Origin of the sequence: Nonomuraea sp. KM90 (genome assembly GCF_052246675.1) — a bacterium.
Taxonomy (GTDB): Bacteria; Actinomycetota; Actinomycetes; order Streptosporangiales; family Streptosporangiaceae; genus Nonomuraea.
Genome location: NZ_JBQQCB010000125.1, coordinates 15,905 through 29,562 on the forward strand (window position 1 = coordinate 15,905; position 13,658 = coordinate 29,562).

The following is a 13,658-nucleotide window of genomic DNA, read 5'->3' on the forward strand; positions in this document are numbered from 1 at the left end:
CTATTGGTCTCAGGAGCCGCAGAGCCGCAGCGTCGAACTCGTCGGGGAGAAAGCGGCGTACCTGAGCCGGCTCGGCCATGCCTTCGGAGTCCCCCGGGGATTCAGCGTGACCGCGCTGTCGTACCTTGACCTGCCCGCGCCGGACCGTGACGCGGTGCTGAGCGCAGCCGCGGCGGCCTACTGGGAGCTGAGCCGGCCCGAGCAGGGTGACGGCCTCGCGGTCGCGGTACGGCCCTCTCCGCCCCCCGGCATGACGCGCATGCGGCCGCAGGCCTTCCTCAACATCCGCGGGCACGAGGCGCTGTCCTCCGCCGTGACGGAGCTGCTCGCGTGGCCGATGCCGTCCCGCGGCTGGGCGCCCGGCCTGCCCGTGCACGCCATCGGCGGCCTCGGCAGGAGGGCCGTGCTGATCCAGGACCTGGTGGCCGCGGAGAGCTTCGCCCGGGTGTACCCCGCCGACACCGCCCGCGCCGACAGCGACATCATCGTGCGCGCGACGTGGGGGCTGGGGGAGAACCTGGCCAAGGAGTGCGAGCCGGCCGACGTCTTCGTCTTCGACACGGGCCTGCGGCTGCTCAGCCGTCAGGTGGCGGTCAAGGAACGGATGGTCACCCTGGCCGCGGGCGGCGTGACCGAGGTCGCCGTGCTGAGCGGCATGCGGCTGCGGCCCTGCCTCACCAACGCGCTGTCACGCCGCCTGGCCAGGCGGCTCCAGGCGGCGCAGCGGCTGCTCGGCCAGTCCGTACGCCTGGGCATGGCCGTGGTCGGTGACGAGATCTCGACCGTGTCCTGCCGCCCCTCCTGAAGCCGGCGCACGCGAAAGCCGCGGGTCCCAGGACCTTGCGATCCGGGACCCGCGGGTGACGGGCTCAGCGCAGGCCGCGGTCGATCCTGCGGGCGCCCAGCGACACGGCCAGGCCGACGACCAGGACGAGACCGCCCAGGCCCGCGAAGTACACCGGCTGCGGGATGACCGTGCTGATCCGGGCGAGCTGCCCGCCGAGCCCGACCCCGAGCGCCGCGAACAACCACCAGACCCCCATCATCTGGCTGACGTACGCCCGCGGCGCGGCCTGGGACAGCGCGCTCATCCCCGGAGGGGCCAGCGCGAGCTCCCCGGCCACCTGCAGCAGGTAGACCACCACCAGGAACGTCATCGACACCTTCGCGCCGCCCGCCGCGCCGAGCGCCGCGAACGCCATGACGACGAAGCTCGCCCCCATCATGAGCAGGCCGACCGCGAACTTCGCCGAGGTGCCGATGTGCTGTCCCTTGCGCACCCAGAACCACGCGTACAGCGGCGCCAGCAGCAGGATGAAGCCGGGGTGCAGCGACTGGAACCAGCTCGCGGGCAACTCGAAGTCGAACAGCACCCGGTCGGTGCTGCGCTCGGCGAACAGGTTGAGCAGCGAGCCGCCCTGGTCGTACGGCATCCAGAACACGGCGGAGGCCAGCAGCAACCACAGGAACGCCTTCACCCGCCGCCGCTCCTCGGGGAGCAGCCCGCGATCGCGCAGGATCGAGCGGTAGTAGAGGATCGGGACGATCACGACGGTGATCCCGACGAGCGCCAGGAGGTGCTCGACGGTGAAGGTGCCCGCCAGCACGTCCACGCCGAACAGCACGACGGCCGCGCCGCCGATCACGCCCGTCCTGACCAGCACCGGCCGCAGCTCCGCCGCGCTCATCGGCCGCGGCGGCCGCGCGCCGAGGTCGGCGAAGTGCCGCAGGCCCAGGACGTACTGGACGACCCCGAACGTCATGCCGACGCCGGCCGCGGCGAAGCCGAGGTGCCAGTCGACCCGCTCGCCGAGGAACCCGGTGACGAGCGGCGCCAGCAGGGCGCTGACCTGGATGCTCATGTAGAAGACCGACCAGGCCGCGTCCCGCTTGCCGGTGTCGTGCGGATACAGGTGGCTGACCATGGCGCCCATGCTGGGCTTGAGCAGCCCGGTGCCGGCCGCGATGAGCGTCAGCCCCGCGTAGACGAACGGCACGGACGGCACCGCCATCGCGTAGTGACCGGCGGCGATCGTGACCGCCCCCACGAGCACGGTGCGGCGGGGACCGAGCAGCCGGTCGGAGATCCAGCCGCCGGGCAGCGCGGCCAGGAAGACCGTGGACATGTAGAGCCCGAACAGGGCGGCCGCGGTGCCGACGGGCACGCCCAGGCCGCCGCGCTCGGCCGGGGCCACCAGATAGAGGATGAGGATGGCGCGCATCCCGTAGAAGCTGAACCGCTCCCACATGTCCACCATGAACAGCGTGCCGAACCAGCGGGGCTGCCCGAACAGCCACCCGGGCTCCGCCGGCCGGCTCGCCTCCACCGACGTGGTCATGTGATCACCTGGGTGATCAACTGCGGATGCTCGACCAGGACGGCCGCGTCGGCCTCGCCGTCGCCCGCGCCGATCACCTGCTCGAACCGCTCGGCCGCCCGCCGGGTCACCGGCAGCGCCAGGCCGGCCCGCTCCGCCTCGTCGAGGGCGAAGCGCAGGTCCTTGGCCATCAGCCGGGTACGGAAGGCCGCGGGCACGTAGTCGCGCCGCTGCATGATGTCCGCGCGGAAGCCCATGACCAGGGAGCTGAAGCCGCTCTCCTTGATCGCGGTCAGCAGTTCCCCGCGGTCCAGCCCGGCGCCGACGCCCAGGGCCACGGCCTCGGCGAGCGAGGCCACCTGCGCGCCGATCAGCAGGTTGAACGCCAGCTTCATGACGGCGGCCGACCCCGTGTCGCCCACCCGGACGACCTGGTGGCCCAGCGACTCCAGCACGGGCTCCACGGCGTCGACGTCTGCCGCCGGGCCCGCGGCGAGCACGCGCAGCAGCCCCTCCCTGGCCTGGGCGGGATTGCCGAGCACGCACGCCTCCACCCGGCGCACGCCGGCCGCGGCGAGCCGCTCGGTCACGGTCCGGGAGAAGGCCGGCGACAGGGTGGAGGTGTCGATCACGTAGGCGCCCGGCCGCAGCGCCGCCAGCGCGTCGCCGAGGACCACCCGCTCCACGGCGGCCTGGTCGGCCAGGCTCACCACGACGGCGTCGGCGCCGGCCACCGCCCCGGCGGGACTGGCGGCTATCACGCCGCCCGCCGCGGCGACGGGCGCCGCCTTCTCCGGCGTCCGGTTGTGGACGACCAGGTCGTGGCCGCAGTCGAGCAGCCGCAGCGCCATGCCCGCCCCCATGCCGCCGAGCCCCAGGAAGGCCAGGCGCTTCACGGCTGCCTCCGCAGCAGGTGCTCGGGGATGTCCTTGAGCATCTCGGTGGGCACGCCGAGCTCCTGGATGCAGCGCATGGTGCTGTTGCCGAAGTACTTCATGAAGCCCTCGACGGTCTCGGTGTCGCGCGGCTCGGCCAGGTACGGCTGGAGCCTGCGCTCCGCCTCGCGCACGCCGTCCTGCACGGCCATGTGCCTGGCGACGTCGTCGAGCCGGCCCTCGTACTGGATGACCCGGAACATCCGGTCGCCCGAGATGAACAGGCCGGTGGCGAGGATCACGCCGGTCTCCTCGCCCTCCTCGTCGTGCAGGATGGGCGAGTCGGCCCGCTGGAACTCGGCGAAGATCTGCGCGATCTCGTCCTCGTGCCCGGGCTTGATCTTGTAGGTGATCGCGGCGAAAGTCATGGGTTACCTCACTCCAAGGGTTCAGATACCGCCGTCGACGGCGATGGTGACGCCGTTGACGAACCGCGACAGGTCCGCGGCGAGGAACAGCACGGCGCCCGCCACGTCGTCCGGCCGGGCCAGTCGGCCGAGCGGGGTCAGGCCGGTGAAGCGCTGGAACAGCTCCTCGGGCAGCCCCGCGCCGGGTTCGGTCTCGACGATGCCGGGCGCGACGACGTTCACCCTGATCCGGCGCTCGCCCAGCTCCTTCACCAGCGAGCGGGTGAACCCGGCGAGCCCGGCCTTGGCCGCGCCGTAGTGGGCGCGCATGGCCACCCCGCGCTCGGCGGCGGCGCTGCCGATCATGATGACCGACGCGCCCTCGCCGAGCAGCGGCAGCATGGTCTGGGTGACCAGGAAGGCGGAGGTCAGGTCGGTGTCGAGGACCCGCCGCCACTCCTCGCCCTCCAGCACGGCGAGCGGGGCCATCGAGTCCACGCCGGCGTTGTTGACGACGACGTCGAGCCCGCCGTACACGGTGCGTACGTGGTCGGCGAGCGCCGCCACGTCGGCGGGCACGGTGACGTCGGCGCGCACCACGTGGTGGTCGCCGCCGAGCTGCTTGAGCTGTCTGCCGAGCTCGGCGGCGGACTCCTCGTCGGTGCGGTGGCAGGCGACCACGTTCGCGCCGGCGCCTGCCAGGGCCAGGGAGATGGCGCGGCCGACGCCGCGGGTGCCGCCGGTCACCAGGACCCTGCGGTTGTTCAGGTCGAGATTCACGAGTGCCTCCGTCTCAGGGGATGACCGTCGAAGGGGTCCGGCACGTCACACGAGCACGACCGCGGTCGTGCCGCATGAGCGCGATCGTGGTCACACGAGCACGACGGCGGTCGCGTTGAGCGCGAAGGCCGCGCCCGCGAGCGCCGTCCGGACCAGGTGGTAACCGCGCCAGGTGGGCCGGGGATCGACCCATCCCGGCGGGATGGAGCTGCCCGGACCGAGCGCCTTGACGGCCCGGTTCAGGGGGACGTTCAGCAGGTGGGAGACTCCGGCGACGCCGAGCATCAGCACCGCGGCCGCCGCGTGCAGCACCGTGCGCGCCGGGTCGCCCGAGAACGGCACCAGCGCCAGGCCGGCCAGCGTGGTCGTGATGACGATGATCGGCATGGTGGGGTCCCAGTTCCGGCCGAGGAGCTGGTGCGCCTCGACGTACCGGGGCACGGGCATCGCACCGAGGGCGGGGACCATGCTGATCGCCACGGCGAACATCACGCCCGCCGTCGTCCCGCTGCCCAGCAGGGCGAGCACGCTCAGGATCTCGTTCACGGGCGCACCGACCTTTCGCTCTCCGACGCGTACCGCGGGCCGCGCCGAAGACGCGCACCGCGGGCTGCTCGAAGGTGACACCGGCGGCTCGTGGGCGGCTCGGAGCTCGCTCGACGGAGTCGATCGGGTGGCGGCCGGGAGTCGAGCGGTTCTCGATGAGCCCCCGAGGGGCCCTTGTCAGCATCCGTGCATTGGTCGCAGCCGGTCCATGAGACCCAGCCGCAGTAGACCCAGCTCAGTAAACCCTTAGACGGGGAGTCGCACATGCACAGAACGCTCATCGTGGCGCGTATGGACCCGGCCGATTCCGACGCGGTGGCCGAGATCTTCCGCGATTCCGACGCCACCGAACTCCCGGAGCTGATCGGCATCCGCGCCAGGTCGTTGTTCAGGTTCAACGGACTCTACTTCCACCTCACCGAGGCGGACGGCGATCCGACGGAGCGGCTCTACGCCCACCGGGAGCACCCGTTGTTCCAGGACGTCAACACCAGGCTCGCCAAGTACATGAGCCCGTACCTGCCGTCCTGGCGGGAGCCGAAGGACTCGATGGCCGAGCAGTTCTACCTGTGGGAAGGGAAGTGACCCGATGTCCACGTCGACGCCCAGGAAAGTGTCGTTGCGGGACGTACCGGTGGACCACCGGCGGGGCGGCCGGATCCAGCTGCTGCTCAGCCCGCGCTCGGCCGGCTCGACCTCCGGGTTCATGGGGGTGGGCGTGCTCCAGCCCGGCGAGTTCGTGATCGAGCACCACCACCCCTACTCGGAGGAGTTCATCTACGTCGTCAGCGGGACGCTGACCGCCCGGATCGACGGCGAGAGCCACGTCCAGCTGCGGGCCGACGACGGCCTGCTGATCCCCAAGGGGGTCAGGCACCGCTTCGAGAACAACGGCGAGGTGCCGGCGAAGGTGGTCTTCCACAACGGGCCCCTGGCGCCCCGCCCCGACCTCGGCCACGTCGACACCGAGCCGCTGCTGGAGGAGGGCCCGCCACCGAACGTCGGCGGGCCGGTGGCCGCGGGCGGGCCGTCATGAGACGTCGCCGGGCCGTCATCACCGGCATGTCGGTGATCGCCCCCGGCGGGGGCGACACCGCGGCCTTCTGGGACATGCTCTCCCACGGCCGCACGGCCACCAGGAGCATCTCCCTCTTCGACGCCACGGGGTTCAGGTGCCAGGTGGCCGCGGAGTGCGACTTCGACCCGGCCGCGCGGGGCCTGACCCCGCAGGAGGTCCGCCGCATGGACCGGGCCGCGCAGCTCGGCGTGGTCGCCGCGCGCGACGCCCTGGCCGACAGCGGGCTCGCCCTCGGCGAGCTGGACCCGGGCCGGGTGGCCGTCAGCATCGGCAACGCGGTCGGCAACACGACGATGATGGAGCAGGAGTACGTGGTCGTCAGCGACGGCGGCCGGCGCTGGCTGACCGACTGGTCGTACGCCGTCCCGCACAGCTACAACTTCATGGTCCCGAGCTCGATCGTCACCGAGATCGCCTGGGCGGCCGGCGCCGAGGGTCCGACGACCCTGATCTCGACCGGCTGCACGTCGGGCCTGGACGCGGTCGGGTACGCCCTGCAGCTCATCGAGGAGGGCACCGCGGACGTCGTCGTCACCGGCGCGGCCGAGGCCCCCGTCTCGCCGATCACCGTGGCCTGCTTCGACGCGCTGAAGGCCACCACGCCGCGCAACGACGACCCCGCCACCGCCTGCCGCCCCTTCGACAGGGAGCGCAACGGCATCGTCCTGGGCGAGGGCTCGGCCGTGTTCGTGCTGGAGGAGGCCGACCACGCCAGGCGCCGCGGCGCCAGGACGCGGGCCGCCATCGCCTCGTACGCCAGCCGGGCCAACGCCTTCCACATGACGGGCCTGAAGGAGGACGGCCGGGAGATGGCCGAGGCCATCCGGGTGGCTCTGCGCAACGCCGGCCTGACGCCCGGGGACGTGGACTACGTCAACGCCCACGGCTCGGGGACGAAGCAGAACGACCGGCACGAGACCGCCGCGGTGAAGGAGAGCCTGGGCGAGCGGGCGTACCAGGTGCCGATGAGCTCCATCAAGTCCATGATCGGCCACTCCCTGGGCGCGATCGGCGCCATCGAGATCGCCGCCAGCGTCCTGGCGATCGAGAACGACGTGGTCCCGCCCACGGCGAACCTGACGAACTTCGACGAGGAGTGCGACCTGGACTACGTGCCGGTCGAGGCGCGCGAGCACAGCACGGACGTGGTGCTCAGCATCGGCAGCGGCTTCGGCGGCTTCCAGACCGCGGTGACGATCACCGCTCCGCACAAGGTGGCGGCATGAGCGCGGCGGTGGTCACCGGCATCGGCGTGATGGCGCCCAACGGCCTCGGCACCGAGGACTACTGGGCGGCCACGCTGGCCGGCAAGAGCGGCATCGACGTGATCTCGGCCTACGACGTCTCCGGCTTCCCCGTACGGCTGGCCGGCGAGGTCAAGGGCTTCGACCCGGTGGAGCGCGTGCCCAAGCGGCTGCGCGCGCAGACCGACCACATGACCCACCTGGCGCTCGCCGCCACCGACGAGGCGCTGGCCGACGCCGGCGCCGACCCCGCCGAGCTGCCCGAGTACGCGATGTCGGTGATCACCGCGAACTCCTCGGGCGGCACCGTGTTCGGCCAGCGGGAGCTGCAGAAGCTGTGGGCCAAGGGCCCGCTGTACGTCGGCGCGTACATGTCGGTGGCCTGGTTCTACGCGGCCACCACCGGACAGCTGTCCATCCGGCACGGCATGCGCGGACCCTGCGGCGTGATCGCGACCGAGCAGGCCGGCGGGCTCGACGCGGTCGGCCACGCCCGCAGGCAGGTGCGCCTCGGCACCCGGCTGGTCGTCACCGGCGGCACCGACGCCTCGCTGTCCCCGGCGGGGCTCACCGCGCAGATCGCCACCCGGCTGCTCAGCCGCCGCGACGACCCCACCACGGCGTACGTGCCGTTCTCGGCCGAGGCCTGCGGCTACGTGCCGGGGGAGGGCGGGGCGATCCTCATCGTCGAGGACGCCGCGACCGCGGCGCGCCGGCCGTACGGCCGGATCGCGGGCTACGCGGCCACGTTCGACCCGCCGCCGGGCTCGCCCAGGCCGCCCGCCCTGCGCAGGGCCATCGAGTCGGCGCTGGCCGACGCCATGGTGACGCCCGACGGCGTGGACGTGGTCCTCGCCGACGCCTACGGCGTGCCGGAGCTCGACGCGGCCGAGGCGGCCGCACTGCGCGAGGTCTTCGGCCCGCGCCGGGTGCCGGTCACCGCCCCCAAGACCATGACGGGCCGCCTGTACGCGGGCGGCGCCGCACTGGACCTGGCCACGGCCCTGCTGGCGATCCGCGACCAGGTGATCCCCCCGACCGTCAACGTGGCGGAACCGCTGCCCGCCCACGACCTCGACCTCGTCTGCGGCGAGCCGCGGGAGGCCCGGCTGCGGACCGCCCTGGTGGTGGCCCGCGGCTACGGCGGGTTCAACGCCGCCGCGGTCGTCACCGCCGGCTGACCACGTAACACGCACCGACACCATCTGGAGGAAAGAGATGAGCCTGCTCACCCTGGACCAGCTCAAGACGATCATGATCCAGGTCGACGCCGAGTCGGCGAAGGAGCTCGACGGCGAGATCCTCGACATCGGGCTCGACCACCTGGGCTTCGACTCGCTGGCCGTGCTGGAGATCGCCACCCGCATCCAGCAGGCGCACCAGCTGCCGATCCCGGACGAGGCGATCGAGGAGATGACGACGCCCCGGAACATCCTCGACTACGTCAACCAGCGGCTGGCGGCCTGACATGCCCGGCAGGACCGACAACGAGATCGTGATCGCCGCGCCGGTCGACGTGGTCTGGGAGATGACCAACGACCTGGAGTCGTGGCCCACGCTGTTCAGCGAGTACGAGCGCGTCGACATCCTGGAGCGCGACGGCGACCGCGTGCGCTTCCGGCTGACCATGCACCCCGAGCCCGACGGCACGGTGTGGAGCTGGGTCTCCGAGCGCAGGACCGACCCGGTCACCCGCACCGTGCACGCCAAGCGCATCGAGACCGGGCCGCTCCTGGAGTTCATGCACCTCTTCTGGGAGTACCACGAGGTCGACGGCGGCACCCGGCTGCGCTGGATCCAGCAGTTCGAGATGAAGCCGAGCGCCCCGGTCGACAACGAGGGCGCCGCCCGGCACCTCAACGAGCAGACCCGCAACGAGATGCGGCACATCAAAGAGGTCATCGAACGGCAGGTCGCCGGCGCCCACGACGCGGCCGGCACCGCCGCCTGAGCCCGCCACGAGAAGGGGAGTGAGCGCAGATGATCGACGCCCTGGTGCCGCTGGCCCTGCTGGGCAGCGGCCTCGCGGCCGGAATCCTGTTGTCCACCGCGCTCGGGATCATTCCCCTGATGGAGACGTTCCCCGCGGACAGGTACGTGTACTCCCACCGCTATCTGTGGGACCGCTACGACCCGTTCATGCCGATCTGCTTCGGCCTCACCGTCGTCGCCGACGTCGTGCTGGCGGCCACCGCGCCGGACCGGGTCGCGCAGGTCATGTTCGCTGTCACGGCCGTCACCCTCTGCTGCGTGATGGGCATCTCGATCGTCAAGCAGGTGCCCATCAACCGGTGGGTCAAGTCCATCGACCCCGAGTCGCTGCCCGAGGACTTCGAGCGCCTCGACCCGAGGTCGCGCTGGCGGAACTGGAACCTCCTGCGCACGGTCCTGTCGTGCGCGGGGTTCGCGCTCAACATCGCCGCCGCCTCCGTCCTGTGAAGGAGTCATCATGAGCCAGCAACTGTCAGGAAAGACGGTCCTCGTCACCGGGGGGAGCCGCGGGATCGGCCGCGAGATCACCCTCGGCGTGGCGCGGGCCGGAGCCAACGTCGTCTCCTGCTACCGGCAGGAGGGCGAGCACATCGAGCACCTCGCCGGCGAGCTCAAGAACATCCCCGGCGACCACCAGCTCGTCCGGGCCGACGTCACCGTCCCCGCCGAGGTCGAGCAGCTGGTGGCCGGGGTGCGCGACGGGTACGGCGCGCTGCACGGCATCGTGCACAACGCCGGCGTCATCAGCCACGTCCCCTTCGGCCAGCTGCCGCTCGACGAGTGGCACCGGGTGGTGGACACCTCGCTGACCGCCGCCTACCTCGTCATCAACCGGGCCCTGCCGCTGCTGTCCGAGGGCAGCTCCGTGGTGGCGATCGGCTCCCGCGTGGCCACGGTGGGCATCCCGCTGCGCTCCCACTACACCGCGGCGAAGTCGGCCCTCATCGGCCTCGTCCGCGGGCTCACCAAGGAGCTCGGCCCGTCCGGCATCCGCGTCAACCTCGTCTCCCCCGGCATGATCGAGACCCCGGAGGCGGCGGCCAAGCTCTCCCCCGAGCAGCGCCGCGCGTACGAGGAGCGCTACGCCGACATCATCGCCATGGGCCGCTTCGGCCGCCCGCAGGACATCGCCGAGGCCGTGCTCTTCCTGCTCAGCGACCGGTCCGCCTACATCACGGGCGAGAACATCAACGTCGACGGAGGGATCTGACCATGACCGCGAACCCGTTCCGCGTGATGCTGCGCGCGGAGATCAAGCAGGGCATGGAGAAGGAGTTCGAGCAGGCCTGGCTGGCCATCGGCACCGGCGTCACCGGGCACCCCGCCAACCTCGGGCAGTGGCTCTACCACAGCGAGTCGGAGGAGCGGGTCTACTACATCGTCAGCGACTGGGTCGACGAGCCGAGCTTCCGCGAGTTCGAGCGCAGCGACCAGCACGTGGAGCACCGGATGAAGCTGCACCCGTACCGGTCGGGCGGCTCGATGACCATCATGAGCACCGTGTACAGCCTGATGGGCGGCCAGGCGGTGGCCCGATGAAGGGACGCGCCAGGGTGATCGTCTACTTGGCCGTGCCCGAGGCGGGGCCCGGGGCGATCGAGGACGCCTACCACGAGATCAGCCGGCGGCTGGCCGACACGCCCGGCCTGCTGAAGAACGAGCTGTTGCGTTCGGCGCTGGACTCGACCGGCTTCGCGGTGCTGTCGGAGTGGGAGAGCATGGCCGACTTCAAGGCGTGGGAGGAAGGCGCGGCGCACCGCAACGCCACCTCCCCGCTGCGGCCCTTCCAGGACCGCAGCGGGGATCGGCACTACGGCATCTACGAGGTTGTGGCGGCGTACTGACCGCGTGGGGAGCGTGAGCACGATGAACGACCGGAATCAGGCCGGACGCCTGCTGCGGGCCGTGCTGCGCGGTCTCGGCCGGGCCCTGGTCGCCTGCGGCCGCTACCAGTGGGTGCTCCCGTTCCCCGTGACCCACCAGGACGAGCCGCACGAGGCCGGGACGCACCAGGACGGGGCCCCGCGTTCGGCGGGGCCCGATCGTGGGCCCGGCCGTGGGCCCGGCGATGGGTCCGACCGTGGGCCCGACCGGGCCCTGGACCGGGGCCCGGATCAGGGCCCGGACCAGGGCCCCGCCGGCCCGCCGGCGACGCCGCCCGGCCATCCGGAACGGCTCACTCCCCTCACCCCGCCGAAGGCCGCCGAGCGCGCCCTGCGGGCGGAGCTCGAGGAGATCTTCATGACACGAGGAGAGTCATGACCGACCTGTCCACCGAGGAGGCCGCGACCGGCTGGTCGACCTGCCCGGCCTGCCGCGGCCTGATCTACAACCGGCGCCTGGAGTCACGGCTCGGCGTGTGCCCGGACTGCGGGCACCACACGCGGCTGTCCGCGGACGAGCGGCTCCGGCAGCTCCTCGATCCCGGCTCGGCCGGGCCCATCCCCTGTGGCCCGGTGGCCGTGGATCCGCTGGAGTTCAGCGACGGCAAGCCGTACGCGTGGCGGCTGATGGACGGCCGGGCGCGGACCGGCATGGACGACGCCGTCGTGTGCGTGAGAGGGACGGTCGACGGCCGGCCCGTGGTCGTCGCCGCGATGGACTTCAGGTTCATGGGCGGCAGCCTCGGCGTCGCGGTGGGGGAGCGGATCGCGGGCGCGGCCGAGGTCGCGCTCCGCGAGCGCGTCCCGCTGCTCGTCGTGTCGTCCTCGGGCGGCGCCCGCATGCAGGAGGGGGCGCTGGCCCTCATGCAGATGGCCAAGACCAGCCAGGCGCTGGCCGCCCTCGACGAGGCGGGCGTGCTGACGCTGTCGCTGACCACCGACCCCACCTACGGGGGCGTCGCCGCCTCCTACGCCTCGCTCGGCGACGTGATCGTGGCCGAGCCGGGCGCGCGCATGGGCTTCGCGGGCCCCCGCGTCATCGAGCAGACCATCCGCCAGCGGCTGCCCGCGGGTTTCCAGACCGCGGAGTTCCTGCTGGAGCACGGGCTGATCGACGACGTCCAGCCGCGGGCCGCGCTGCGCGGGCTGCTGGCCAGGCTGCTGTCGGTCCAGGACCGCGGCGGCGCCGACCGGTTGCCGGCGTACGACGAGGACGGCGCCACCGAGCTGATCGAGGACTTCTCGCGGCTGCCGGAGGTGCCGGCCTGGGACTGCGTACGGCTGGCCAGGGACGTCGCACGCCCCACGACCCTGGAGTACCTCAGCCACCTCCTCGACTGGTTCGTCGAGCTGCACGGCGACCGGATGGCGGGCGACTGCCCGGCCCTCGTGGGCGGCATCGGCGTCTTCGCCGGGCAGCCGGTCGTGGTCCTGGGCCACCAGAAGGGGCACACCACGCACGAGCTGGTCGCGCGCAACTTCGGCATGCCGAGCCCCGAGGGCTACCGCAAGGCCGCCCGGCTGATGCGGCTGGCCGCCAAGCTGGGCCTGCCGATCATCACGCTCATCGACACGCCCGGCGCCTACCCCGGCATGGAGGCCGAGGAGCGCGGGCAGGCGGGCGCCATCGCGGAGAACCTGCGTCTCATGTCGGGCCTGCCGGTGCCGGTCGTGTCGGTCGTCATCGGCGAGGGCGGCAGCGGCGGCGCTCTCGCGCTCGGCGTCGCGAACCGGGTCCTGGCCTGCTCCAACGCCGTCTACTCGGTCATCAGCCCCGAAGGCTGCGCCTCGATCCTGTGGCACGACGCGGGGGCCGCCCCGGTCGCCGCGGAGGCGCTGCGGCTGCAGGCGCGGGAGCTGCTGCGCCTCGGGATCGTGGACGGGGTCGTCCCGGAGCCGGCGGGCGGCACGCAGGCCGGTCACGTCGAAGCGGCGGACTCCCTGCGTCACGCGCTGGCGGCGACGCTGAACGAGCTCATGCCCATGACGTCCCAGGAACTGATCCGGGACCGCCGGCGGCGCTTCCGGAATTTCGGGTCGAATCACTGAGTGAAGGTAGGAATACCGTGGCCAAGAGGGAGAGACGGCCGGACGACGGTTCCGAGCTGGACGTGGTCCGGGCGAGCGCCATCGAGCTCATGAAGAACGCCTCGCCCCGGCTCAGGCGGATCAAGGTCCACTCCGGGGACGCCGACGTCGAGCTGGAGTGGGTGACCGACGAGCCCCGCCCGGCGGCCGGCCCGGTGGTGGGCCCCGTGGCCGGCACGTTCTCGGCCGGCCCCGTCACGGTCGCCGTCGAGGCGGCGGCCGTGGCGGCGCCGGTCGACGAGAACCTGCTCTTCATCCGCTCGCCGATCGTCGGCACCTTCTATCACGCGCCCGAGCCCGGCGCGAAGCCGTTCGTCGCGGCGGGCGGCCGGGTCGAGAAGGGCCAGCAGATAGGCATCGTCGAGGCGCTGAAGATGATGAACCCCATCGAGGCGGACTGCTCGGGAGAGGTCGTCGAGGTGCTGGTCGCCGACGCGACCCCGGTCG

The 13,658-nt window shown here is 72.3% G+C and carries 19 protein-coding genes; 14 read left to right on the top strand and 5 right to left on the bottom strand.

Annotated features, from left to right (window positions below; genetic code table 11):
* Window positions 1–106 precede the first annotated feature (106 nt).
* Window positions 107–805: a PEP/pyruvate-binding domain-containing protein gene (locus ACTWPW_RS52815; protein ID WP_443173386.1), complete on the top strand. Its 699-nt coding sequence runs from the start codon at window positions 107–109 to the stop codon at window positions 803–805.
* A gap of 64 nt (window positions 806–869) precedes the next feature.
* On the opposite strand, the gene ACTWPW_RS52820 is transcribed toward ACTWPW_RS52815, so the two are convergent.
* The 5 genes from ACTWPW_RS52820 to ACTWPW_RS52840 form a co-directional block, all read right to left on the bottom strand.
* On the bottom strand, window positions 870–2,339 hold the full coding sequence (locus ACTWPW_RS52820) for a peptide MFS transporter (protein WP_375108799.1): 1,470 nt from the start codon (window positions 2,337–2,339) through the stop codon (window positions 870–872).
* Window positions 2,336–3,214: an NAD(P)-dependent oxidoreductase gene (locus tag ACTWPW_RS52825; RefSeq protein ID WP_375108798.1), complete on the bottom strand. Its 879-nt coding sequence runs from the start codon at window positions 3,212–3,214 to the stop codon at window positions 2,336–2,338. Before ACTWPW_RS52825 ends, ACTWPW_RS52820 begins: the two co-directional genes overlap by 4 nt.
* The gene (locus ACTWPW_RS52830) at window positions 3,211–3,621 is read right to left on the bottom strand and encodes a SchA/CurD-like domain-containing protein (protein WP_375108797.1); all 411 of its coding nucleotides are present in this window, start codon (window positions 3,619–3,621) and stop codon (window positions 3,211–3,213) included. The genes ACTWPW_RS52825 and ACTWPW_RS52830 overlap by 4 nt, the downstream gene beginning before the upstream one ends.
* A gap of 21 nt (window positions 3,622–3,642) precedes the next feature.
* The gene (locus ACTWPW_RS52835) at window positions 3,643–4,380 is read right to left on the bottom strand and encodes an SDR family NAD(P)-dependent oxidoreductase (RefSeq protein WP_375108796.1); all 738 of its coding nucleotides are present in this window, start codon (window positions 4,378–4,380) and stop codon (window positions 3,643–3,645) included.
* 90 nt (window positions 4,381–4,470) lie between these two features.
* A complete protein-coding gene (locus tag ACTWPW_RS52840; protein ID WP_443173387.1) occupies window positions 4,471–4,926 on the bottom strand; it encodes an anthrone oxygenase family protein in 456 nt (151 codons plus the stop codon).
* Window positions 4,927–5,190: 264 nt separating this feature from the next.
* Between ACTWPW_RS52840 and ACTWPW_RS52845 the strand changes: the two genes are divergently transcribed.
* The 13 genes from ACTWPW_RS52845 to ACTWPW_RS52905 all read left to right on the top strand — a co-directional run.
* Entirely contained in the window at window positions 5,191–5,511 is a 321-nt protein-coding gene (locus ACTWPW_RS52845) for a TcmI family type II polyketide cyclase (RefSeq protein ID WP_364123234.1), read from the top strand.
* 4 nt (window positions 5,512–5,515) lie between these two features.
* Complete coding sequence (locus ACTWPW_RS52850) at window positions 5,516–5,962, top strand: cupin domain-containing protein (protein ID WP_375108794.1); 447 nt, start codon at window positions 5,516–5,518, stop codon at window positions 5,960–5,962.
* Window positions 5,959–7,230: a beta-ketoacyl-[acyl-carrier-protein] synthase family protein gene (locus ACTWPW_RS52855; RefSeq protein WP_364123238.1), complete on the top strand. Its 1,272-nt coding sequence runs from the start codon at window positions 5,959–5,961 to the stop codon at window positions 7,228–7,230. Before ACTWPW_RS52850 ends, ACTWPW_RS52855 begins: the two co-directional genes overlap by 4 nt.
* Window positions 7,227–8,429: a ketosynthase chain-length factor gene (locus ACTWPW_RS52860; RefSeq protein WP_375108793.1), complete on the top strand. Its 1,203-nt coding sequence runs from the start codon at window positions 7,227–7,229 to the stop codon at window positions 8,427–8,429. Before ACTWPW_RS52855 ends, ACTWPW_RS52860 begins: the two co-directional genes overlap by 4 nt.
* Before the next feature lie 37 nt (window positions 8,430–8,466).
* Window positions 8,467–8,715 carry an acyl carrier protein gene (locus tag ACTWPW_RS52865; RefSeq protein ID WP_375108792.1) on the top strand — a complete coding sequence of 83 codons (249 nt, stop codon included), beginning with the start codon at window positions 8,467–8,469 and terminating at the stop codon, window positions 8,713–8,715.
* 1 nt (window position 8,716) lies between these two features.
* Window positions 8,717–9,199, top strand: coding sequence for an SRPBCC family protein (locus tag ACTWPW_RS52870; RefSeq protein ID WP_375108791.1), 483 nt, complete (start codon window positions 8,717–8,719; stop codon window positions 9,197–9,199).
* Between the two features lie 29 nt (window positions 9,200–9,228).
* Window positions 9,229–9,687, top strand: coding sequence for an anthrone oxygenase family protein (locus ACTWPW_RS52875; RefSeq protein WP_375108790.1), 459 nt, complete (start codon window positions 9,229–9,231; stop codon window positions 9,685–9,687).
* Window positions 9,688–9,697: 10 nt separating this feature from the next.
* Window positions 9,698–10,450 (top strand): SDR family NAD(P)-dependent oxidoreductase, encoded by a 753-nt coding sequence (locus ACTWPW_RS52880; protein WP_364123247.1) that lies wholly within the window; start codon window positions 9,698–9,700, stop codon window positions 10,448–10,450.
* 2 nt (window positions 10,451–10,452) lie between these two features.
* Entirely contained in the window at window positions 10,453–10,779 is a 327-nt protein-coding gene (locus ACTWPW_RS52885; RefSeq protein WP_364123249.1) for an antibiotic biosynthesis monooxygenase family protein, read from the top strand.
* Entirely contained in the window at window positions 10,776–11,084 is a 309-nt protein-coding gene (locus ACTWPW_RS52890) for an antibiotic biosynthesis monooxygenase family protein (protein ID WP_375108789.1), read from the top strand. The genes ACTWPW_RS52885 and ACTWPW_RS52890 overlap by 4 nt, the downstream gene beginning before the upstream one ends.
* 22 nt (window positions 11,085–11,106) lie before the next feature.
* Entirely contained in the window at window positions 11,107–11,502 is a 396-nt protein-coding gene (locus ACTWPW_RS52895) for a hypothetical protein (RefSeq protein WP_375108788.1), read from the top strand.
* Window positions 11,499–13,172, top strand: a complete 1,674-nt coding sequence (locus tag ACTWPW_RS52900; protein ID WP_375108787.1) for an acetyl-CoA carboxylase carboxyltransferase subunit alpha — start codon at window positions 11,499–11,501, stop codon at window positions 13,170–13,172. The genes ACTWPW_RS52895 and ACTWPW_RS52900 overlap by 4 nt, the downstream gene beginning before the upstream one ends.
* A 17-nt stretch (window positions 13,173–13,189) precedes the next feature.
* On the top strand, window positions 13,190–13,658 hold a 469-nt coding region (locus ACTWPW_RS52905; protein ID WP_443173388.1), incomplete at its 3' end, for an acetyl-CoA carboxylase biotin carboxyl carrier protein.